This is a genomic window from Streptomyces sp. MH60 (assembly GCF_002939385.1).
In the GTDB taxonomy this organism is placed as follows: domain Bacteria; phylum Actinomycetota; class Actinomycetes; order Streptomycetales; family Streptomycetaceae; genus Streptomyces.
On the sequence record NZ_MULI01000063.1, the window covers coordinates 19,952 to 42,782 of the forward strand.

Consider the following 22,831-nt stretch of genomic DNA (forward strand, 5'->3'; position numbering starts at 1 on the left):
GTCCGCCCAGCCCTCAGCGCCGCGTCAGCACGTCGATGCCGGAGCGGCCGCACACGTCCGGCTGCGTCGAGTTCAGGTGCTCGCGCACATGACGGATGCGTCCCCCGACCAGGCGGCGGCGGGCGATGACCCGCTCATCGGGCGGGATGGGACGTGGCACTCGTCCACCCCACCGACCGTGTGACCTCTCGGGCCGGCGACGGGCCGGCAAGCGATCAAGACGGGTGACCAAAACGGACAGGACCCCAGCTCGTTCCTGCGGTGAGCTGGGGTCCGGCGGGTAGGCCCTGTGGGACTCGAACCCACAACCAATGGATTAAAAGTCCACTGCTCTGCCAATTGAGCTAAGGGCCCAGGCGGTGTGTTGCGTGATGTTGCCACACCGAGCATAGCCCGACGCCGCCGGGACGCCGATCGGGTATCGGGGTCACGGCCGCGTCGGAGGGTGGAGGAGCCCTCGGCTACGGGTCCACCGGCTCGGGGGTGCTCGCCCGGGCGGCGGCGCGGGCGCGGGTGCGTTCGTGGTCGGGGTTGAGGAACCAGTGCCGGGCCGAGGCCAGCCACCAGGTGGCGGCGAAGCCCAGGACGACCAGGACGGCGACGGGCGCGTAGTTGAAGGTCTCCCAGGTGACCGGGGAGACCTGGGGCAGCATGAACAGGACCGTGATGACGACGACCCACGTCACCGCGACCACCCCCACCGGCTGCGACCAGCGGCCCAGGTGCCACGGCCCGCGTTCGAAGGCGGCGCCCTTGCGGACGCGCAGCAGGGTCGGGATGACGTAGGCGATGTAGAGGCCGATGACCGCGATCGACGTCACCGCCGCGTAGGCCGTGACGTTGATCAGGTACGGGAGGCCCAGGACCAGCGCGGCCAGGGCCGCCAGCCAGACCGCCGCGACCGGGGTGCGGGTGCGCGGGTTCACCGAGTGCCAGACGTGGGACCAGGGCAGCGCGCCGTCCCGGGAGAAGGCGTAGATCATGCGGCTGTTGGCCGTCACCGATGCCATCCCGCAGAAGAGCTGCGCACCGATGACGACGAGGAGGAGGAGTTTGCCCGCCGTGGCGCCCAGTGCGTCCAGCAGGATCTGTGCGGGCGGGGCGCCGGTGGGGGACGTCAGGGCGCCGTCGTAGGACTGGATGGCGAAGGTGAAGCCGAGGAGGAGGACGAAGCCCGCGATCCAGGAGGTCCAGATGGAGCGGACGATGCCCTTCGGGCCGGCCGTGGACGCGTCGTGCGTCTCCTCGGTCATGTGGGCGGAGGCGTCGTAGCCGGTGAAGGTGTACTGGGCCATCAGGAGACCGATGAGGACGACGTACGCCCCGCTGCTCCAGCCCGTGTTGTTCACGAACTCGCCGAAGACGAAGGACGCCGACTGGTGGTGGTCGGGCGCGAAGGTCAGCGCGCCGACGATGACCGCGACGCCGAGGACGTGCCACCACACGCTCACGCTGTTCAGCAGGCCGACGATGCGGACGCCGAAGGTGTTCAGCAGGCCGTGCAGGATCAGGATGGCCGCGAAGAGCAGGATCGTGCGGCCCGGCGTCACCTCGAAGTCGAACTGCAGGTTCAGATAGGCGCCGAGGAAGGACGCGGCGCCGAAGTCGATGCCGGCGGTGACCGCGACCTGGCCCAGCACGTTGAACCAGCCCGTGAACCAGGCCCAGGCCGCCGCCGTGCGCGGGGGCGCCAGGCGGTGCGCCCAGAAGTACAGGCCCGCCGAGGTCGGGTACGCCGAGCAGATCTCGGCCATCGCCAGACCGACGAAGAGCGTCATCAGGCCGACGGCGACCCAGCCCCACGTGATGACGGCGGGGCCGCCCGTGTTCATGCCGAAGAGGTAGAGGGTCAGGCAGCCCGACAGGACCGAGATGATCGTGAAGGAGACCGCGTAGTTGGAGAACGCCGACATGCGGCGGGCCAGAACCTGGGTGTAGCCGAGCTGGGCCAGCCGTTCCTCGTCCGACAGCCCACTCGCCTTGGCGTCATCTGTCATGCCCCCAGCAATTCCCTAGCGGTGGGCGTGACATGCGTCACTCCGTGGCCGAAACCGGACCGCAACGCGAAGCGCCGTGGCCTCCACCCGTCAGGGCGGAGGCCACGGCGCGTCTCAGGTGCTCAGGCGTCAGCCGTTGCGCTTCCAGCGCGGCTTGTCGTCACGGCGGCCGAAGGACGAACCGCGGTGGTCGTCGCGGCGGCCGTTCGGACGGTCGTGACCGCCGGCGCGGAAGCCGGGGCGGTCGCCCTGGCGGTCGCGGTTGAACGGACGGTCGCTGCCCCGGTGTCCGCCGCGCTCGCCGCGGTCGTCACGGCGGAAGCCGCCACGGTCGTCACGACGCTCGAACGGACGGCCCCCACGGTCGTCACGCCGGTCGTCGCGACGCTCGAACGAACGCCCGCCACGGTCACCACGGTCGTCACGACGCTCGAAGGAACGGCCACCACGGTCACCACGGTCGTCACGACGCTCGAACGAACGCCCGCCACGGTCACCACGGTCGTCACGGCGCTCGAACGAACGGCCACCACGGTCGCCGCGGTCGTCACGGCGGAAGCCGCCACGGTCGTCACGACGCTCGAACGAGCGGCCACCACGGTCACCGCGGTCGTCGCGACGCTCGAAGGAACGGCCACCGCGGTCGTCACGGCGGTCGTCACGGCGCTCGAACGAACGGCCGCCACGGTCGCCGCGGTCACCGCGGTCGTCACGGCGGAAGCCGCCACGGTCGTCGCGACGCTCGAACGAGCGCTCGCGGTCGTTGCCGCCGCCGGTGCGCTCCGTCTTCTCCACGTCCCGGGCGCCGGCCTGCTCGGGCAGCGAGACCTCGGTCTCGGACGATGCCGCGGCCACCTCGGCCAGCACCGCCTCCGGGTCCTCGCCGCGCTCCCGCGCGGCCCTGGCGACCAGGCGGTCGGCCTCCTCGCGCAGCTCGGTGGCACGGCGCTGGGCCCGCTCCAGCTCCTTGGTGAGCTGGCTGACCTCGCGCTCGGCCTGCTGCGCCGCGTTGCCCGCCGACTCGGCCTGAACCTCGGTCATCGACCGGGCGCCGGTGATCTCGGCCACCTCGGGGTCGAAGGCGGCGCCGCCCTGGATGATGTGGCGCGTGGCGTCGACGCCCGCGTCCTCCATCAGCCGGAAGATCTGGCGGCGCTGGTGCGGCAGGGACAGCGAGACGACCGTGCCGGTGCGGCCCGCGCGGGCGGTGCGGCCGGCGCGGTGCAGGTAGTCCTTGTGGTCGCCGGCCGGGTCCACGTTCAGGACCAGGTCGATGCCGTCGACGTGGATGCCGCGGGCGGCGACGTCGGTGGCGACGAGCGCGTTGACGTAGCCCTTCTTGAAGTCCTCGAGCACCCGGGTACGCGCGCCCTGCGTCATACCGCCGTGCAGCGCGTCGGCCTTCACACCGGCGTCGCAGAGCTGTTCGGCGATGCGGTCGGCGCCGAGCTGGGTGCGGACGAAGATGATCGTGCGGCCCTTGCGCGCGGCGATCGCGGCGGTGACCGGCGCCTTGTCCTTGGGCTTCACGACCAGGATGTGGTGCGACATGGTCGTCACGTTGCCCTGGGCGCTGTCGACCTCGTGCGTGACCGGGTCGGTCAGGTAGCGCTTGACCAGCGTGGAGATCTCGTTCTCCATCGTGGCCGAGAACAGCATCCGCTGGCCGCCGGCCGGGACCTGGTCGAGCAGCTCGGTGACCTCGGGCAGGAAGCCCAGGTCGGACATCTGGTCGGCCTCGTCGAGGACCGCGATCTGCACGTTCTCCAGGGAGCAGGCGCCGCGGTTGATGATGTCGCGCAGCCGGCCCGGGGTGGCGACCAGGACGTCGACGCCGCGCTCCAGGGCGTAGATCTGGTTGCCCATAGAGGTGCCGCCGCAGACGACCTTCATCTTCAGGCCGAGGACGTCGCCGTACGGCTGGAGCGCGTCGGCGACCTGCATGGCCAGCTCGCGGGTCGGGGTGAGGATGACGGCGCGGGGCTTGTGCTTCTCGGTGCGGCCGCCGGCCAGCGTGGCCAGGGCCGGCAGACCGAAGGAGAGGGTCTTGCCGGAGCCGGTGCGGCCCCGGCCGAGGATGTCCTTGCCCGCCAGCGCGTCCGGGATGGTCGCGGCCTGGATCGGGAAGGGGGTGGTCACGCCGTTCTGCGCGAGCTTGCGCACGACGCCCTCGGGCAGACCGAGGTCGGCGAACGTCGGCTCGGGAGCCTGCGCGGGCTCCGTGGCCTCGGTGGTCGTGGAGGCGTCCACGGCCTCGACGGCCTCCGGCGCGCTCTCGACGCCCTCGGCGTTCTCGGGCACGACGACGTGGTCAGTACTGATCATGGACATGCGAATGCGAAACCTTCCGGAGTCTCTCGTCGGCACGCGCCCGTCAACTCCGTGAATCGCGATTCGCAATACGACCGCCTCGATGCGGTCCACCACGGCAGGGGGAGAGAACGCGCCACACGGCGCGCTCTGCGGTGGCGCCGGGCAAATGGGATCAAACGATCTACCACCATACGCACCCTCCACCCCCGAAGGCAAACCGGCGACACATGCCCAGGTCAGCGGCCCGTCGCGGCCCGGCTGAGCCGGGCCGCCCGCCCTCCGGCCCGTCCGTCCTACGCCGGTGTCCCGGCCGCCGGTGCCGGCTCCCGTTGCTCGAGCTGGGTCCCGGGCGGCTCGTGCGCCGACGAGGACGGTTCGGCCACCGTCGGCTCCGGCGTCGGGGAGGCGGGCGGCTCCGCGGTCCGCGTCGGCTCCGGCTCGGCCGTCCGGGTGGGCTCCGCCGGGGGCGTCCAGGTGGGCTCGGGGCCGTGGTTCCCGCCGTTCGGCGGCGGAGCCCCGGTCGGGCGCGCGGCCGGGGGCTCCGAGGCGGACCCGGCCCTGTCCTTGCCGCCCTCGCCGCCCTTCCCCTTGGCGTCGCCCTTGCCCTTGCCCTTGGATTTCGCCTTCCTGCCCTTGCCGTGCCCGTCGTCGGCCGCCGCCGCGTCGTACCCGGCGTTCCCTCCGGAGACCGCGGGGCCGCCCCCGGGCGCCTCGCCGCCCCGCTCCCCGGCGGAGTGCGACGGCCTGGCGCCCCCGCCGGACTCGTCGCCGACGCTCATGCAGCCGGATGCGGCGGCGACGGCCAGGGCGGTGGCGGCCAGACGGACGGGTACGTACAAGGGGCGCACGGGCGGCCACCTCCGGGGGTCAAGGAGTCGACGTGCCCAACTCCCGTCACCCACAAGAGGACACGCGCCCGGCGAGGCGGACTTGACCCGGGCGCGTCACCCGTACCCGAGGGAGTGCAGCCGCGCGTCGTCGATCCCGAAGTGGTGGGCGATCTCGTGAACGACCGTCACCTCGGTCTCGGCCACGACGTCTTCACGCGTCGCGCAGAACCGCAGCGTCGGCCCCCGGTAGATGGTGATCCGGTCCGGCAGCACCCCCGCGTACCACTCCCCGCGCTCCGTCAGCGGCGTCCCCTCGTACAGCCCGAGCAGCTCGGGATCGTCCGCCGGCGGTTCGTCCTCGACGAACACCGCGACGTTGTCCATCAGCCGCGTCAGCTCCGGCGGGATCCGGTCCAGGGCCTCGGCGACCAGTTCCTCGAACTCCTCGCGCGTCATCTCCAGCACCCGCCCATTGTCGGGTACGACCGTGGAGTACGACCCGCATATCCACCCCGGGGTCCGGGCATACGGGACCAATGGCCCGCGTCCCCGCCGCAGCCCCGCACGTCCTGGCCGAGGTGATGATCCGAATCCGCAACGCCCCGCGCATCCTCACCCGCCGGTACCGCGACCGGCTCGCCCGCCGGAACCGGCCGCCGTCCATCACTCCCGAGCTGGCCGCCCGCTCCGGCCCCTGGACCCGCGCCGCCGGCCTCGTCGCCGTCGTCCTGCTCGGTGCCTGGCTGGGGCTGCTGGTCGTCGGCAACGTCCGGGTCCCGGTCGGGCCCATGGACACGACGATGACCCTGCGCCCCTCGCTGGCCGGCGGCACGAAGATCAACGTCTCGCCGCTGGGCGCCCTCCAGCTCGACAGCCACGTGGCCCCGGTCCGCCTCGACGTCAACGTCGACCAGCTGGACCCCGCCCGCGCCCAGGCCCTCGTCGACCACCCCGAACGCCTCTCCGGCCTCCAGGACGAGGTCGCCCAGGACGTCGAGCACGGCACGCTCGACCTCGCCGTCCGCTCCTGCGTGGCCGTCGTCACCGGCGCCACCGCGCTCGGCCTCGCCGTGTACCGGCGCCCCCGGCGCGCGCTCGGCGCGGGCGCCCTCGCGCTCACCCTCCTGGTCGCCTCCGGCGGCACCGCCTACGCGACCTGGAACCCCGACTCCGTGCTGGAACCGAAGTTCTCCGGGCTGCTCTCCTCCGCGCCCTCCCTCGTCGGCGACGCGCGCAGCATCGTGACCGAGTTCGACGTCTACCAGAAGGAACTGGCCCGCCTGGTGACCAACGTGACCAAGCTCTACGACGTCACCTCGACGCTCCCCGCGTACCAGCCGGACCCGACCACGATCCGCGTCCTGCACGTGTCGGACATCCACCTGAACCCGGCGAGCTGGAAGATCATCGCCTCGCTGGTGCGGCAGTACAAGGTGAACGTCATCGTCGACTCCGGCGACACGATGGATCACGGCACGGCCGCGGAGAACGGCTTCCTGGACCCCGTCGAAGACCTCGGCGCCCCCTACGTCTGGGTCCGCGGCAACCACGACTCCCGCGGCACCCAGGAGTACCTGAAGCACCTGAAGAACGCGCACGTCCTGGACGACGGCCACGCCCGGACCGTCGCGGGCCTGCGCTTCGCCGGGATGGGCGACCCGCAGTACACCCCCGACCGCTCCGAGGCGGACGGCGCCGAGGCCTCCCAGGAACTGGCCGGCGCCCGCCTCGCCTCCGCCCTGCGCGACCAGAGCGCGGCCGGCACCCCCGTGGACGTCGCCGTCGCCCACGAGCCGTCGGCCGCCCGCGAGGTCGACGGTGACGTCCCGCTGGTGCTCGCCGGGCACCTGCACCACGAGGACATGAAGGTCATGAAGTACGGCACCCGGCTGCGCGTCGAGGGCTCCACCGGCGGCAGCGGGCTGCGCGCGGTCGAGGGCAAGTACCCCGACCCGATCCAGGCGTCGATCCTCTACTTCGACCGGGACACCCGGCGCCTGCAGGCCTGGGACGAGATCGAGCTGGGCGGCCTGGGCCTGACGACGGCCGAGGTCAGCCGCCATCTGCCGAAGGAGAACCAGCCGGGTGCGTCCCCGTCCCCGACCTCGGCCGGGCCCTCCGCGACGGCCCCGGGCGGCCCGGCCGCCTCCGCTCCCGGCGCCCCGTAAACCGTTTTGGCGATACGTCGCGGCGTCGCCTATGCTTCTCACGTCCCCGACGCGCCGTGAGGCGCCCCGGCGGGCCGATAGCCCTCATCGTCTAGCGGCCTAGGACGCCGCCCTTTCAAGGCGGTAGCACGGGTTCGAATCCCGTTGGGGGCACCATCGTCGTTCGTCGAGTGAGCCCGCACCGTCCGGTGCGGGCTCACTCGTGTGCGTGGAGGAGTTCGCTCACCGCGAGGCGTGGACGGCCGGCGGTGACGAGGGCCTGGCCGACGAGGACCGCGTCCGCTCCGGCCCTGGCGTACTCCGCCACGTCCCGCGGGCCCCGTACGCCCGACTCCGCGATCCGGACCACCTCCGCGGGGATGTGGGGCGCGACCCGGGCGAAGGTGGTCCGGTCCACCTCCAGGGTTCTGAGGTCACGGGCGTTGACACCGATCACGGTGGCTCCGGCCGCCACCGCCTGTTCGGCCTCGGCCTCGTCGTGGACCTCGACGAGCGGGGTGAGTCCGATCTCCCGTGCCTGGTGCAGCAGGTCGGTGAGGAGCGGCCGGCCGAGCGCGGCGACGATGAGCAGCACCAGTTCGGCGCCGTTGGCCCTCGCCTCCCACAGCTGGTAGGGGTCGACGACGAAGTCCTTGCACAGCACGGGCACGTCCACGCGCGCGGCCACGGCCGCGAGGTCCGCGGGCGAGCCGCCGAACCGGCGCCGCTCGGTCAGCACGCTCACCGCGGCCGCACCGCCGGCGGCGTACTCCGCGGCGAGCGAGGCGGGGTCCGCGATGTCCGCGAGCGGCCCCGCCGAGGGGCTGGCCCGTTTCACCTCGGCGACGATCCGTACCCGTCCGCGGCCGCGCAGCAGTTCGGCGCAGTCCCGGCCGGCTCCGCGGGCGGCGGCCCGCTCCCGCAGCTCCGCGCCGGACGTGCGCGTCGTGCGGCCCGCCAGCTCCTCCCGTACTCCTACGACGATCTCGTCGAGCGCGCTCATCGCGCGCCTCCCTCCCGGGGCCGGCGGCCCCTCCGATACGGCGGCAAAGAATGGCCGGCACCGCGGCGCGTATTGGTTCGCGCGAATCCGGCAGGACGGACAACTCAGGTATTGCAGGTATTGCACGCGCCACCGGACGGCTTTCGGACACCATTCACGCAGATATGGCCGAATGTTTTCGGGACGGCGATTATTCGCCACCGTGGCGCGCAGGCGCCGTTTCCCGGCACGGAAAGGCCGGCTGTCCTGTCGACAGGACAGCCGGCCGGGCGGACCGGCGGGGAAGGCGTGGATACGGCCCCACCGGGCCCGTCACCCGGCGTGCGCGACCCCGAGGTCGTTCGCGGCGGACAGCGCGCCGGACGGCGGCAGACCCGCCACCGCGGCGGCCCACTCGTCCTCCCCCTCCATGACCTGCTCGGCGGCGGAGTCGAGGATGGAGAGCACCCACTCCTCGACGGCGACGCCGGTGCACTCGGCCGCTTTGAGCCAGCGCTCGAACCGCTCGCGCGGTACGGCCAGCTGCCGCACCGGGATCACCTTCGCGCCCTTGGGCGCCGTGTCCTCCCTGGCCTCCCGGAGGGCGTTGCGCAGCTGTTTCGTCGTCCAGCCGCGCTCCTCGGCGCGGGCCAGCCAGGTGTCCTGGTCCCCGGGGGGCAGCGAGGCCACCTCGGCGTGGTGCTGGAAGGTCAGCCTGGACCGGCGCCGCCCCAGCTCGAAGCGGCCCGCCACCCAGGCGTAGTTGCGCAGCGTCTGATAGCGCAGTCCGGCGGCGGCGATCCCCTGTTTGTAGCGGTCGGAGTAGTGGTCCTTGCCGTAGGTCAGCCAGTCACCGAGCCACCACGACGACGAGTCCAGTACGCCGGCCAGCTGGCGGCCCGCCCGCTCCCACTCCTCGAAGGACAGCAGGTCCGGGAGCCGTAACCCGACCCGCATGGTCAGCACCTGATCGGCGCGCATGTGCCCTCGCCCGACCCCGGCACGATGTGGTGGAACCGTCTTCGCCATGTGCGGTGGGATGGTGGGAGAAACTCTTATTCCACCATCCACGCCATTTTCCAAGCTCACGTACATGACCCCCCGTCCGGTCACCTTTGCAAGCGATTGTATTTGCAGCTTTACCTTCGGTCGGGAGTCAGCAAAACATTGACATGGAGAACATGTCAAGATCGTATGTAGACTCCAAAACTTTTTCGCTTCCTTAGCGCCTATCGCGAAGGAATCCGAGGTAATGGCCGCCATGGACCGGCGTCTGTCACGCGGCCCGGCCGAGGACCCGCCTGCGGTCCGGACGGCGCTCGAAGCGGGCCGGGCGCACGGGGATCCGGCGCTCGGTCAGATAGCGCAGCACGGCCAGCACCCGGCGGTTGTCGCTCGGACTGCCGGGGATGTGCAGTTTCTCGAAGACGGACGCCACCCGTTTCTCCACCGTCCCCTGGGAAACGATCAGCCGGTCCGCTATGGCGCTGTTGGTGCGGCCCTGCGCCATGAGGGAGAGGACCTCCAATTCCCGTTCGCTCAATACGTCGAGCACGCCTTCTTGATCGGATCCGGACGCGGTGCCCGCCGCCAGCGAGCCGACCACGCGGGGATCGACGACGGTGCCGCCGGTCGCGACGTGCCCGAGGGTGTCCAGCAGTTCCTCGGCGTCCGTCATCCGGTCCTGGATCAGATAGCCGACACCGGCGCCGTCACCGGCGAACAGACGGGCCACGTGCTGGGGTTCGGGGCTCGCGGAGAACAGCAGGACTCCGGTGCCGGGGTGCCGTCGGCGGGCGTCCAGCGCGGCACCCACGCCCTCGTCGGTCCAGGTCGGGGCGAGCCGGACGTTGGCGACCAGGACGTCGGGGCGGTGGGTGGCCAACAGGGCGGGCAGCACTCTGGCGTCGTGGACGGCGCCGGCCAGCTGGTGGCCGCGCTCACCGAGCACGTGGGCCAGCCCCGCCCGCAGTACGGCGGAGCCTTCGGCGATGACCAGACGCATGGCGGATCACTTCCTCGGCCGGGTCCGGCCAGGGACGCCCGGACGGCTCGGCGGTGTCGGAGACGGGATCAGGGACCGGGACCGCCAGTGCTGCCACAGCCACGGCAAGCCGGTCACGCACGGCCTCGGCGCCCCGCCGCGGGGCGCCCGTACGGAGGTCCTCATCTCATCCGCCCGCGGGCACGGGGCCGGCGGCGGGCACGGGGCCGGCGCCGGTGCGCACGTCCACCAGCTCGGCCAGGTGGGCCAGGGTCGGGGTGCGCGCGAACTCGCCGATGGTCAGGCGCCGGTCCAGCGCGATCACCAGCCGCGCCGCCGCCCTCGACGTGCCGCCGATCCGGAAGAAGTTGTCGTCGCGGCCGATCCGCTCGACCGGGACCCCGAGCGCGTCGGCCCACAGGCCCGCCAGCCGGCGTTCGCTGTCGGTCGCGGGACGGCCGGAGTTCTCGAGGTTGACTGCACCGGGCATGCCTGTCGCCTCCACTGGGACGCTTGTTCCGTGAGCCGGTCCGGCATCACGTCTTCTGCCACCGAAGACGTTAGGACGTGGCTCTATCAAGGGAATATCGGTCCAGTTTTGGCCCGGGGGCCACCCCACGCCGCCAGGGCCGCTGCCAGGCCCGACGCGGTGCTCCGCAAATGCTTGCACAATGAATCTACCGCGCCCGGGAAAGAATCCACCAGGATGAAAACCAGCTGCTCCGGGGAGGTTTTCCGGAATTCCGGCGTGGTGCCTCGCGGTAATGGCGGACCGGCCGCACACAAACGGAACGACCGCCGGCGGCCGGCGGTCGTTCCGGGGGCCTGCGCGGCGCGGATCAGCCGCTCCGCTCCGCCACTCCCAGCGCCCCCGCGTGCGCCAGCTCCCGCGGCGCGCGGTCCCGGATGATCGAGTCCGCGATCTCACCGCTGCGCACGGCGATGTTGGACAGCAGCGACGAGGACAGGCCGTGCGTGTGCTCCGTGCCTCCCTGGAGGTAGATGCCGCAGGTCACCTCCGGCGTGGTGACCAGCCGGTAGTCGCGGGTCACCCGGTGGTGGCCGCTCTCGTCGCGCAGGCAGTGCCGGTCGAGGTCGCCGAGCAGCTCGGCCGGGTCCATGGTGTCGTAGCCCGTGGCGAACACGATCGCGTCCACGTCGAGCCACTGCGGCCCCCGCCCGTGCGACGAGGTGAGGTGCACCCGGCGCGTGGCACCGGTTCCCTCGACGGAGCGGACCTTGGTCAGGTTGAGGTAGTGGAACCGGCGGGTGCCGGCCACGTCCTCGTCATAGGCGATCTGGTAGAGGTGGCGGATGTCGGCGTCGTCCACCACCCCGTAGTTGGTGTTGCGGTGGTAGCGCCAGAAGGCCTCGCGGCCGGTGTCGTCGCCGAAGTAGTAGTCGTCGACCGCCGCCGAGTCGAAGATCTGGTTGGCGAACGGGGTGTCGTCGGCGACCGAGTAGCCGTACGCCGGGAGGATCGCGTGCACCTGGGCGTGCGGGAGGCGCTCGTGGAAGAACGCGGTGATCTCGGCGGCGCTCTGGCCGGCCCCCACCACCGCCACGTTCCGGAGGCTGTCGGTGTCCGTGCGGCCGTAGCGCTCCAGGAACTCCGAGCTGTGCCAGACGCGTTCGTCGCGCCGCACGCCCTGGGGCATGCGGGGGCGCAGGCCCGTGGAGACGACCACGTTGCGGGCGTTGACCTGCCGGGACGTGCCGCTCAGGGTGTCCTGGACCTCCAGTCGCAGATGGTCGCCGGCCACGTCCCGCAGGTGCACCGGCGCCTGGCGTATCGCGGTGACCGCGCTGCCGTAGGAGACGACGTCGGACATGCGCGACTCCGCCCACTCCAGGTACTGGTGGAACTCGCGCCGGGTCGGGAAGAACTCCTTGCGGTTGACGAACTGGGCGAGCCGGTCCTGGTCGTGCAGGAACGACACGAAGCTGAACCGCGACACCGGGTTGCGGAAGGTGACCAGGTCCTTCAGGAAGGAGATCTGCATGGTCGCCGACGGCAGCAGCATGTTCCGGTGCCAGCCGAAGGACGGCTGGCGTTCGAAGAACGCGGCGGTGACCGGGGCGGTCAGGACGTTGGCGGGGTGCTCCTCGAGGGAGATGGCCAGCGACAGGTTGGCCGGGCCGAAGCCGACACCGACCACGTCGTAGGTCTCGGGTTCACGAAGACTCATGGTTGTACTCCCGCTTGCGTGTTGACGGTGACTTGCCGTGACTGGACGTGACGTGCCGGATGGTGGTGGTGCACGGTTCAGGCTCCGGTCCGGTGGCGGATCTCCAACGTGCAGCACTTGACGCTGCCGCCCGCCTTGAGCAGTTCGGAGAGGTCCACGCCGACGGGCCGGAACCCGCGGTCGCGCAGCTGCCCGGCCAGGCGGGTCGCGGTGTCGGGCAGGAACACCCGCAGCCCGTCGGAGACCGCGTTGAGGCCGAAGACCTCCGCGTCCTCCTCCCCGACCAGGACCGCGTCGGGGTAGAGCGCGCGCAGGACGTCCAGGCTCCGCGCGGAGAACGCGCCCGGGTAGTACATGACCTCGGTGTCGGAGAGCACGGCCAGCGCCGTGTCCAGGTGGTAGAAGCGCGGGTCGACCAGGGTGAGGGTGACCACCTCGCGGCCCAGGGCGCGCGCCAGTTCGGCGTGGGCGCGCGGGTCGGTGCGGAATCCGGTGCCGGCCAGGATCCTGTCCCCGAGGACCATGTAGTCGCCCTCGGCCTCGTTGACGTACTCGGCGGTGTGCACCCGCGGGTAGCCGCGGGAGATGAACCACTCGTGGTACGCCGCGGCCTCCGCGGCGCGTTCGGCGTGCCGGAACCTGGCCACCAGCACGCGGTCGTCGACGACGGTGGCGCCGTTGGCGGCGAACACCATGTCGGGCAGGCCCTCGACGGGGTCGATCACGTCGACGGTGTGGCCGTGCTCCAGGTAGAGGCGGCGCAGGGCGTCCCACTGCTCGACCGCCAGGTCGGTGTCGACCGGCTTGCCGGGGTCCATCCAGGGGTTGATCGCGTAGGTGACGTCGAAGTACGTCGGACGGCACATCAGGTAGTGGCGGGGAGTGGCCTCGCGGCCGGCCGTTGACTGGGACAAGGCCCTGCTTCCTCTCGGTCGGTGGAGCGTCTGGAACTCGGCGGGGCGGCATCCGCACGGCCCGGTGGGGCCGGTGGACGCGGTGGCTCGGTGGGGCCGGGGGCCCGCACCCGGTGGGTCGGGGGTGCGGACCCGGGCGGGGCCGGGGCCAGGTGGGTCGGTGTGCCCGGGGCCCGGTGGCTCGGTGGCACGGGGCACGGGGCTGGGTCGACAGTGGTCTGGGCGAGTGGGGCAGGGCTCGGATGGGGCGAGGCTCGGGCGGGGCGGGGCTCGGGCGGGGCAGGGCTTGCCCGCAAGGTCCGGGGCGCTGGGCCCGGTGGGGTCACCGGGTCTCGGCCGCGGGCGGGGCCGGGCGTCAGGCCCTGCGCGGGGCCGGCGTCAGGCCCTGCGCGGGACCGGGCGTCAGGCCCTGCGCGGGACCGGCGTCAGGCGGCGTCGCGTTCGACGGGGCAGCTCATGCAGCGGGGGCCGCCGCGGCCGCGGCCGAGCTGGTCGCCCCGGATGCGCAGCACCTCGATGCCGTGGTCCTCCAGCATCCGGTTGCCGGCCTCGTTGACCTCGTAGGCGACGACCGTGCCGGGCGCGAGGGCCAGCAGGTTGCAGCCGTCGTTCCACTGTTCGCGCTGGGCGGCGTAGGAGTCCTGGGACGTCTGGAGGACCCGGACGGAGTCCAGCTCCAGGGCCGCGCCGACGGCGGAGAAGAAGTCGGGGTTCTCCCTGACCTCGGGTGCGTCGCCGGTCCCCGGGGTGAGCGTCCAGGAGCGCAGGGCGCGGGGGTCGAGGCCGGAGAACAGGGCGAACGCGTCGGTGTCCACCATGGTGAGCACCGTGTCCAGGTGCATCAGCGCCCGCGCCTTGGGCAGTTCCACCGCGATCACCCGCCGCGCCGAGCCCGCCCGGAACATCCGCCGCGCCAGGATCTCGACCCCGGCCGGAGTGGTGCGCTCGCCGAGGCCGACCAGGACCGCGCCGTTGCCGATCACCTCGACGTCGCCGCCCTCGATGGCGGCCGGCGCCATGGCCTCGCCGTCGATCCAGCGGTGCGCGCGGGCCTCGGCGAACATCGGGTGGTAGGTGTACACGGCCTCGTAGTTGACGGTCTCGGCCTTGCGTCCGGCCTTCGCCATCGGGTTCACCGAGACCCCGTCGTAGACCCAGCAGCTGGTGTCCCGGGTGAACAGGGAGTTGGGCAGGGGCGGCAGGATGAAGTCGTCGTCGGCCAGAAGGTCCAGGCCCAGGGAGCGCAGCGGGGGGTGCCGCTCGCCCAGCGCCGTCGTCAGTTCCCGCTTGTTCAGGCCGCCCAGCAGGTGGGTGGCCAGTTCGTGCGGGCCCATCGCGGCCAGTACCGTCCGGGTCGCGGCGGCCAGGCCGGCACCGAGGTGGGGCTGCCGGTCGTCCAGGACGCGGTCGAAGAGGAAGTCCACCGCCTCGTCGAGCTTGACCGTCTCGGCGAGCAGGTCGTGCAGGAGATGGACGGTGACACCCCGCTCGCGCAGGAGTGCCTGGAAGGCCCGGTGCTCCTCCTGGGCGCGGGCCACCCACACGACGTCGTCGAAGAGCAGCTCGTCCTTGTTGGCCGGGGTCAGCCGCTCGAAGTCCAGGCCCGGTTCGTGCAGGACGACCTGCTTCAGCGCGCCGACCTCAGAATTCACATGGAACATGTTCTCTCCTGATCTCGAGCCTGGGCAGTGACTACTCGGCCAGCAATGTTGCCGCCGCTCCTTTCCTTTTCGTTATCGAACTCTTTTCGGCCAGCTGGGCGACGATTTCCGGACGAGATCATTCAGTCCCGTTCACCACTCCGCCGACCGATGCCGGCCGCGCTCGGGGCGCTTTTTGCGAAACCGGATCGATAACGACCCGAAAGCCTCCGTGGCTAGCTTCCTGGGCACCGCGAAGCCGCAGCTCACGCCGTAGCCGAAAGGAGCGGTAACGATGTTCGTCCCACCGCCCTACCGGGAGCCCGAGAACTCCTGGCTGCTGGACCTGATCCGCACCAGCCCGCTCGCCCTGATGGTGTCGAACGGCGCCCGTGACGGCAGCCCGTTCGCCACCCACCTGCCCGTGATCCTGGACCCGGAGACCGACGGCCCGCACGCCGGCGGCCTGTCGGGCACCACCCTGTACGGCCACATGAACAGGGCGAACCCGCACTGGGCCGCCCTGGAGACGGGCAGCCCGGCGCTGCTGACCTTCGCCGGGCCGCACGCCTACGTGTCGCCGACGGTGTACGAGAAGACGCCGGCCGCACCGACGTGGGACTTCACCTCGGTGCACGCCCACGGCACCCTCGAGAAGATCGAGGAGGACGCGCCCGGCGAGCAGACGCTGCACGTGGTGACGTCGACGGTGCTCGCCTTCGAGAAGGAATTCGGCGCCGACTGGGACATGACCGAGTCCCTTTCCTATTTCCGGCAGATCCTGCCCGGTGTCGGTGCATTCCGTTTCACCGTCACCGGCGCCAACGGAATGTTCAAACTCAGCCAGGAACAGGGCCGTGAGGTACGCGAGCGCGTGCACCGGTCCTTCGCCGAGCGCGGCTGCACCCGGCACCGCGCCACCGCCGAACTCATGAGCAGGTTGCCGTGATTTCTCCCATGATCGACCTGGGTTTCCGCCACACGTCCCTGACCGCCGCCCGGCTCATCTCGTCGGGCCTGCGCCGGGTCTCCCGCCGCCGGGCCGAGCGCCGTTCCGCGCCCGCGCGCCGCGCGGACACGCGCTGACGGCCCGAGGCCCGTCCGGTCCCCAGCCATCCACCCACGAGTGTGAGACGAGGTACAGCCGATGACCCATCGGACCGTGACCGCACCGGAACCGACCGTTGTGCCGGGCGAGCGGCCCCCGACCGGAGCGCAGGCGGAGCTGCTGCGCACCGGCATGGACACCCTGCACCACGCCGACCCCGAGCTGGCCGCGCTGCTGGACGCCGAGGTCGAGCAGCAGAACTCCACCCTGGCGATGATCGCCTCGGCGAGCACCGCCGACCCCACCGTCCTCGCCGTGGGCGGCGCGGCCCTGTCGAACGTGACGGCCGAGGGCTACCCGGGCGCCCGGTACCACCCCGGGGCGCGGCAGTTCGACGAGGTGGAGCGGCTGGCGGTGGAGCGCGCCAAGCAGCTCTTCGGCGCCCGCTACGCCAACGTCCAGCCGCACTCCTGCTCCTCCGCCAACCTCGCGGTGCTGTCCTCGCTGCTGCGCCCCGGCGACACGCTGCTGGGCCTGGACCTCGACGCGGGCGGCCACCTCACGCACGGCTCCCGGGCCTCGGTGAGCGGCCGCCACTACCACGCGGTCTCCTACGGCCTGGACGACCGGGGGCTCATCGACTTCGCCCAGGTCGCGGAACTCGCCCGGGAACACCGGCCGCGGGTGCTGATCGCCGGCGCCAGCGCGTACCCGCGCACCGTCGACTTCGCCCGGTTCCGGGAGATCGCCGACCGGGTGGGCGCGTACCTGCTCGCGGACATCTCCCACATCGCCGGGCTGGTCGCCGCGGGGCTGCACCCGAGCCCGGTCGACGTCGCGCACCTCACCACGACCAGCACCTACAAGCAATTGGGCGGTCCGCGCGGCGGGCTGATCCTCGCCGGGCGGGACTTCGACGCCCCGGGCCCCGACGGGCGCACCCCGCTGCACCGGCTGATGCAGCGGGCGGTCTTCCCGCAGTCCCAGGGCACGCCGAGCCCGGCGTCGATCGCGGCCAAGGCCCGCGCCTTCGCGGTGGCGGCCGAACCCGCGTTCCGGGAGACGGCCGAGCTGATCGTGGCCGACGCCCGGGCGCTCGCCGCCGAGCTGTCCGCCCTCGGGCACCGGATCCTGACCGGCGGCACCGACAACCACATGGTGCTGATGGACGTCACCGGCACCGGTCTGACCGGAGTGACCGCCGAGCGCGCGCTGGAGGAGTGCGGGATCCTCGCCAACCGCAACCGCATCCCCGGCGACACCCGGCCGCCGCTGGTCACCAGCGGACTGCGGCTGGGCACCAACATCCTCGCCCAGCGCGGGATGGGACCGGCGCAGATGCGGGCCTGCGCGCAGCTGCTGCACCTGGTGCTGACCGGCACCCACCTGGTCTCCGACACCACCTACCGGATCGACCCGGCCCTCGTCACCACCGTCCGCGAGGAGGTCCGGTGGCTGTGCGCCCGTAACCCCCTGCCCATCGACACCGACGCAAGCACCCCGGTTTCCCTGATCGGAGTCGGACCATGACCCCAGAGCACGCCCTCGCCCCCGCCACCGGCACCCTGCCGGTGACACCCCCGGCCAACCCGTCCCTGACCACCGCGTCCCTGGTCGGCGCATCCATGGGCGCAACCCCGGCAGGCGCAACCCGGGCGGCCGCGGCCCCGACGACCGCGCCCCCGGCAGGCGCAACCCCGGCCACCACACCCACCGTGCCCGCGTCCGCCGGCGTCTCCGCGGCCTGGCCGCCGGTCCTGCTCCCGGCGGATGCCCCGCGGCGCCCCGGTGCCGTCCCCTGGGCCTCGGTCGTGCTCGACGCCCCGCTGCCCCCGGGGACGGACCCGGGGCTGGCGGCCGCCGCGCTCGCCGCGCTGCTGTACCGCTGCACCGGCCAGGAGGACATAGCCCTGGCCGGCCCGGACGGCGAGCTGCGGTTCCGGGTCACCGACGGGGCGACCCTGCGGGACCTCGCCGCCGGCGCCACCCGTACGGCCGCCACCGGCGGTACGACGGTGGCCTTCGCCACGGGCACCGACCCCGCCCCGTACGGCGCGCCCTTCGAGCTGGTCGTGTCGGTCCAGGGCGACACGGTCCGGCTCCGCCACGACCCGGAGCTGTTCGAACGCGCCACGGCGGCCCGGCTGCTGAGCCACTACGGCACACTCCTGGCCGACGCGCTGGCACACCCCACGCGTCCGGTGGGCCGGCTGCGGCTGCTCACCGACGCCGAACTGCGCACCACGCTCGTCGAGTGGAACGACACGGCCACCGACCTGCCCGCCCAGGGCTGTCTGCACGAGGCCTTCGAGGCGCGGGCGGACGCGGCGCCCGACGCGGTGGCCGTCGTACAGGGCACCGACCGCCTGACCTACGGCGAGGTCAACGCGGCGGCCAACCGCCTCGCCCACCACCTGCGTTCCCTCGGTGTCGGACCCGACGACCGGGTCGGGCTCTGCCTGGACCGCTCGGCCCAGCTGCTGGTGGCCGAACTCGCGGTCCTCAAGGCGGGCGGCGCCTATGTGCCGCTCGACCCCGACTACCCGGCGTCGCGCATCGCCACGATGGTCACCGGCACCTCCTGCGCGGTCATGGTCAGCCGCACGGACCTCACCGGCAACCTGCCCGGGACGGACGGCACCCCGCTGGTGCTGCTCGACCGGGACGCGGACCTGCTGCGCGCGTTGCCCGACCACAACCCCGGACGCCTCGCGGGCCCCGACCACCTCTGCTACATCATCCACACCTCCGGCTCGACCGGGGCACCGAAGCCGATCGCGCTGCGCCACCGCGGCGTGCTGAACAACGTCGCCGACCTCAACACCCGTTACGGCGTCGGCCCCGGCGACGCGGTGCTCGCGCTGTCCTCGCCGAGCTTCGACATGTCGGTGTACGAGTTCCTGGGCCTGACCGCCGCCGGCGGCACCGTCGTGGTGCCGGACGCCGGCCGCGCCAAGGACCCGGGGCACTGGGCGGAACTGCTCGTCGCCGAGGACGTCACCGTCTGGAACTCCGCGCCGGCGCTGCTGGGCCTGCTGACCGACCACCTGGAGCAGACCGGCGCCGAGCCGCTGCCCCGGCTGCGCCTCGCGCTGCTCGGCGGCGACTGGGTGCCGGTCGCCCTGCCCGAGCGGGTGGCGGCCGTCGCCCCCGGGCTGCGGTTCGTGGTGATGGGCGGGGCCACCGAGTCGTCGATCCACTCCACGATCTTCGAGGTGGACAAGAGCGACCCGGAGTGGACGAGCATCCCCTACGGCCGCCCCATGGCCAACCAGCGCTGCTACATCCTCGACGACGCGATGCAGCCCGTGCCCCCCGGAGTGCCGGGCGAGCTGTACCTGGCGGGCACGGGTCTGGCCCGCGGCTACCTGGACCAGCCCGAGCGGACCGCGGAACGGTTCCTCACGTGGTCGTACGGCGACGTGGTGCGCGACGAGCGCCTGTACCGCACCGGTGACGCCGCGCGGTTCGGTCCCGACGGTCTGATCGAGCTGATCGGACGCAAGGACTTCCAGGTCAAGATCCACGGCCTGCGGGTGGAGCTGGGCGAGATCGAGAGCGTGCTGCGCTCCCACCCGGACGTGCGGCAGAGCGTGGCCGTCGCCCGGGACAACCGCCTGGTCGCCTACGTGGTCGCCGAGGACGCCGAGGACGGCGGCAGGGTCGACACCGGCGCCCTGATCGACCTGGCCGCGCGCAGACTGCCCGACTACATGGTCCCGGCGGCCGTCGTCGCCCTGGAGCGGCTGCCGCTCACCCCGAACGGCAAGCTGGACCGGCTGGGGCTGCCCGAGCCGGAGTTCACCACCGCCGAGTACCGGGCGCCCCGGAGCGCCGAGGAGCGGGTCCTGGCCGCCGTCTTCGCCGAGGTGCTGCACCAGGAGCGGGTCGGCGTCGACGACGACTTCCTCGTCCTGGGCGGTGACAGCATCCGGGCCATCCAGGTCGTCACCCGGGCCCGGGCCCGCGGCGTGGAGGTCACCGCGCCGCTGGTGCTGAAGTGCCGTACCGCGGCCCGGCTGGCGGCCGTGGCCACCGGCACGGACTTCACCGCGGAGCTGCTGCCGTCGGCTCCCCTGGCCGACCCGGAGTCCGCGGAGTTCCTGGCCTGGCAGGGGCGTTACCCGGGGCTGGCCGACATCTGGCCGCTGACCGCGCTGCAGTCCGGGATCCTGTTCGAGTCCGCGCTGAGCGACACCGGTTACGACGCCTACCAGATGCAGACCGTCTTCCACCTCTCCGGCCCCGTGGACGCCGGACGGATGCGCGCGGCCGGCCAGGCCCTGCTCGACCGGTACGCCAACCTGCGCGTCGCCTTCGTCCCGGACGCCGACGACACGCTGGTCCAGCTGGTGGTGGACGGCGTCGAACTCCCGTGGCGCGAGCTGAACTTCGGCGCGCTGTCCGACGACGACCGCGAACGGGCGATGCGGGAGTTCCTGGCCGAGGACTACGCCGACCACTTCGACCGCACCCGCCCGCCGCTGCTGCGGCTGACGCTGGTCCGGCTCGGCGAGGAGCGGTACGACGTCGTCCTCACCACCCACCACGTACTGATCGACGGCTGGTCCGAGCCGATCCTGATGCAGGACCTGCTGCGCCTGTACGGGTCCGCCGGCGACGCCTCCGCCCTGCCCGCGGTACGCGGGTTCCGGGACTTCCTCGCCTGGCTGGACCGCCGGGACCGGGACGCCTCGGCCCGGGTCTGGGACGAGGAGCTGGCCGGTCTGGACGGGCCGACACTGCTGGTGCCGGGCGCCCCCCGGGTCGCCGCCCGCGGGGCCGGGGAACGGGCCGTCGCGCTCACCGCGGCCGAGGCCCGCCTCCTCGGCCGGCGCGCCGTGGAACTGGGCGTCACCGTCAACACGCTGGTGCAGGGCGCCTGGGCGGTGCTCCTCGGGGCTCTCACCGGCCGCGAGGACGTGGTGTTCGGCGCGACCGTCTCCGGCCGTCCCGGCGCGCTGCCGGGCGTGGAGTCCATGGTCGGCCTGTTCATCAACACGCTGCCGGTGCGCGTCCGGTGCGCGCCCGGGGACACCCTGGCCGGTCTGCTGACCGGACTCCAGTCCCGCCAGGCGGCGCTGCTCGACCACCATCACCACAGCCTGTCCGACCTGCACCGGCAGACCGGCCTCGAAGCCCTGTTCGACACCCTGGTGGCGTTCCAGTCGTACCCGGTGGACCGGGCGGGCATCGCCGAGGCGAGCGCCGCGGCCGGCCTGGAGGTGACGGGCGTGGACGCCGAGGGCGCGGCCGGCTATCCGCTGGCGCTGATCGTGGAGACCGACCCGGGGCTGCGGCTGACCCTGCAGTACCACCGGGAGATCCTCGCCGAGGACGCGGTGGAGGCCGTCGCCGCCCGGCTGCACCAGGTGCTGTGCGCGCTCGCCGAGGACCCCGCGCGGCGGGTCGGCGCGCTGGACCTGCTGACGGCGCCGGAGCGGGAACGGCGCGACGGCGCCCGGCACGGGCACGCGGCGGTGCGCGCGGAGGAGGCGCCGCCGCGGGAGCCGCTGCCGCCGCTGGTCGAACGCTGGGCGCGGGACACTCCCGACGCCGTGGCGGTGACCTCGGAAGGGGTCTCGCTGAGCTACCGGGAGCTGAACACGTGGGCGAACCGGCTCGCGCACCAGCTGATCCGGCACGGGGTGGGTCCCGAGTCCGTGGTCGCGCTGGACGTGCCGCGCTCCGTGCAGTTGGCGGTCGCCGTGCTGGGCGTGCTCAAGTCCGGTGCCGCGTTCGTGGTGGCGGAGCCGGGCGACGCACCGGTGCCCGTGGCCGAGTTCGTGCGGCGCTCGGACGTGGACGAACTCGGTGCGCAGCCCTCGTACCCCTCGGACGACGCGGACCCGACGCGGCGCGAGCTGCGGGCCCCGCTCGGCCCGCGGCACCTGGCCTGGCTGCGCCGGCCGTACGCGGCCGACGGCGGGCCGGAGGCGGTGGCGGTCGACCACCGGTCCCTGGTCGAGGGCGCGCGGCGGTTCGCCTCGGTCGCGGGCCTGGCGTCCGGCACCCGGCTGCTGGCGGCCTCGCCGCACGACGACGCCATGCTGTTCGAGGTGGTCGCGGCGCTGGTCAGCGGCGCCGGGGTGAAGGTGCCGACCGAGATCGGCACGTTCGGCCGGGACTGGGGCTGGACCGGTGACGTGATCGCCACGGTCGCCCCGTTCTTCACCGAGGCCCTCAACCGCGCGGGCCGTGCCCTGTACGCCGGCACGGTGGTCCTCACCGGGGACACCCTGCCCGAGGCGCTGGTGCGGCGGGTGCGGGAGCTGATCCCGGGGGCGCGCGTGGTGGGTGTGTACGGCCCCGCCGCGACCGGTACGGCGCTGCACGTCCCGGACGCCGCCACGCGGGTGCTGCCGACCGGTTCGGCCCGGGCGTACGTGCTGGACTCCGCGCTGCGGCCGGTCCCGGCGGGCGTGACGGGTGAGCTGTACGTCGGCGGTGCGGTGGCCCGCGGGTGGCCCGGGCGGGCCGGCGGGACCGCGCTGCGGTTCGTGCCGGACCCCTTCGGACCGGCCGGGGCCCGGATGTACCGCACCGGGGACCTCGCCCGGCGGTGCGACGACGGCGCGTTGGAGTACGCCGGACACGGCGGGCCGTGGGCCCGGATGGCGCGGACGGGCTCGTCGGCTATGTCTCGCCGGTGCGCGACGGCCGGGTGGACGCCGGGCAGGTACGGGAGTTCGTCGCCGGGCGGCTGCCGGACGCCGCCGTGCCGGCGACGGTGGTGGTCCTCGACGAGCTGCCGCTGACACCGGCGGGTGCGGTGGACCCGGCCGCG

17 protein-coding genes, 2 tRNA genes and 1 pseudogene are annotated in these 22,831 nt (G+C 72.9%); 7 read left to right on the forward strand and 13 right to left on the reverse strand.

Annotated features, from left to right (window positions below; genetic code table 11):
• Positions 1 to 13: 13 nt before the first annotated feature.
• The 6 genes from BZZ08_RS29070 to BZZ08_RS29095 all read right to left on the reverse strand — a co-directional run bounded on the left by BZZ08_RS29070 (position 14) and on the right by BZZ08_RS29095 (position 5,605).
• Positions 14 to 160: a hypothetical protein gene (locus BZZ08_RS29070; protein WP_198601745.1), complete on the reverse strand. Its 147-nt coding sequence runs from the start codon at positions 158 to 160 to the stop codon at positions 14 to 16.
• Positions 161 to 281: 121 nt separating this feature from the next.
• Positions 282 to 354, reverse strand: a tRNA-Lys gene (locus BZZ08_RS29075).
• A gap of 107 nt (positions 355 to 461) precedes the next feature.
• Complete coding sequence (locus BZZ08_RS29080; RefSeq protein ID WP_104635182.1) at positions 462 to 1,997, reverse strand: amino acid permease; 1,536 nt, start codon at positions 1,995 to 1,997, stop codon at positions 462 to 464.
• 129 nt (positions 1,998 to 2,126) lie between these two features.
• Positions 2,127 to 4,328, reverse strand: coding sequence for a DEAD/DEAH box helicase (locus BZZ08_RS29085; RefSeq protein ID WP_198601746.1), 2,202 nt, complete (start codon positions 4,326 to 4,328; stop codon positions 2,127 to 2,129).
• Between the two features lie 275 nt (positions 4,329 to 4,603).
• Positions 4,604 to 5,158, reverse strand: coding sequence for a hypothetical protein (locus BZZ08_RS29090; protein WP_104635184.1), 555 nt, complete (start codon positions 5,156 to 5,158; stop codon positions 4,604 to 4,606).
• Between the two features lie 96 nt (positions 5,159 to 5,254).
• The gene (locus tag BZZ08_RS29095; RefSeq protein ID WP_011029427.1) at positions 5,255 to 5,605 is read right to left on the reverse strand and encodes a metallopeptidase family protein; all 351 of its coding nucleotides are present in this window, start codon (positions 5,603 to 5,605) and stop codon (positions 5,255 to 5,257) included.
• Between the two features lie 71 nt (positions 5,606 to 5,676).
• Between BZZ08_RS29095 and BZZ08_RS29100 the strand changes: the two genes are divergently transcribed.
• Entirely contained in the window at positions 5,677 to 7,308 is a 1,632-nt protein-coding gene (locus BZZ08_RS29100; RefSeq protein WP_198601747.1) for a metallophosphoesterase family protein, read from the forward strand.
• Positions 7,309 to 7,388: 80 nt separating this feature from the next.
• A tRNA-Glu gene (locus tag BZZ08_RS29105) sits at positions 7,389 to 7,464 on the forward strand.
• 40 nt (positions 7,465 to 7,504) lie between these two features.
• On the opposite strand, the gene trpC is transcribed toward BZZ08_RS29105, so the two are convergent.
• The 7 genes from trpC to BZZ08_RS29140 form a co-directional block, all read right to left on the reverse strand.
• Positions 7,505 to 8,290, reverse strand: coding sequence for an indole-3-glycerol phosphate synthase TrpC (gene trpC / locus BZZ08_RS29110; RefSeq protein WP_104635185.1), 786 nt, complete (start codon positions 8,288 to 8,290; stop codon positions 7,505 to 7,507).
• A 312-nt stretch (positions 8,291 to 8,602) separates the two neighbouring features.
• Positions 8,603 to 9,250 (reverse strand): LmbU family transcriptional regulator, encoded by a 648-nt coding sequence (locus BZZ08_RS29115; RefSeq protein ID WP_241965598.1) that lies wholly within the window; start codon positions 9,248 to 9,250, stop codon positions 8,603 to 8,605.
• A gap of 295 nt (positions 9,251 to 9,545) precedes the next feature.
• A complete protein-coding gene (locus BZZ08_RS29120) occupies positions 9,546 to 10,274 on the reverse strand; it encodes a response regulator transcription factor (protein WP_104635186.1) in 729 nt (242 codons plus the stop codon).
• Positions 10,275 to 10,440: 166 nt separating this feature from the next.
• The gene (locus BZZ08_RS29125; RefSeq protein ID WP_104635187.1) at positions 10,441 to 10,743 is read right to left on the reverse strand and encodes an acyl carrier protein; all 303 of its coding nucleotides are present in this window, start codon (positions 10,741 to 10,743) and stop codon (positions 10,441 to 10,443) included.
• 349 nt (positions 10,744 to 11,092) lie between these two features.
• Entirely contained in the window at positions 11,093 to 12,442 is a 1,350-nt protein-coding gene (locus BZZ08_RS29130) for a lysine N(6)-hydroxylase/L-ornithine N(5)-oxygenase family protein (RefSeq protein ID WP_104635188.1), read from the reverse strand.
• A gap of 77 nt (positions 12,443 to 12,519) precedes the next feature.
• Positions 12,520 to 13,356 carry a dimethylargininase gene (gene ddaH / locus BZZ08_RS29135; RefSeq protein ID WP_342211019.1) on the reverse strand — a complete coding sequence of 279 codons (837 nt, stop codon included), beginning with the start codon at positions 13,354 to 13,356 and terminating at the stop codon, positions 12,520 to 12,522.
• A 425-nt stretch (positions 13,357 to 13,781) separates the two neighbouring features.
• Positions 13,782 to 15,017 carry an arginine deiminase gene (locus tag BZZ08_RS29140; RefSeq protein WP_104635189.1) on the reverse strand — a complete coding sequence of 412 codons (1,236 nt, stop codon included), beginning with the start codon at positions 15,015 to 15,017 and terminating at the stop codon, positions 13,782 to 13,784.
• 274 nt (positions 15,018 to 15,291) lie between these two features.
• On the opposite strand from BZZ08_RS29140, the gene BZZ08_RS29145 reads away from it, so the two are divergent.
• From BZZ08_RS29145 to BZZ08_RS40155, 5 genes and pseudogenes are all read left to right on the forward strand, one after another.
• Complete coding sequence (locus BZZ08_RS29145) at positions 15,292 to 15,945, forward strand: FMN-binding negative transcriptional regulator (RefSeq protein ID WP_104635190.1); 654 nt, start codon at positions 15,292 to 15,294, stop codon at positions 15,943 to 15,945.
• Positions 15,946 to 15,953: 8 nt separating this feature from the next.
• On the forward strand, positions 15,954 to 16,082 hold the full coding sequence (locus tag BZZ08_RS39875; protein WP_274543299.1) for a hypothetical protein: 129 nt from the start codon (positions 15,954 to 15,956) through the stop codon (positions 16,080 to 16,082).
• Between the two features lie 61 nt (positions 16,083 to 16,143).
• A complete protein-coding gene (locus BZZ08_RS29150; protein WP_104635191.1) occupies positions 16,144 to 17,574 on the forward strand; it encodes a serine hydroxymethyltransferase in 1,431 nt (476 codons plus the stop codon).
• Positions 17,575 to 17,669: 95 nt separating this feature from the next.
• Positions 17,670 to 22,490 (forward strand): annotated as a pseudogene (locus BZZ08_RS29155) (amino acid adenylation domain-containing protein); the annotation flags it as partial.
• A 218-nt stretch (positions 22,491 to 22,708) separates the two neighbouring features.
• Positions 22,709 to 22,831: hypothetical protein (locus BZZ08_RS40155; RefSeq protein ID WP_446750277.1), on the forward strand; the 123-nt coding region annotated here is incomplete at its 3' end.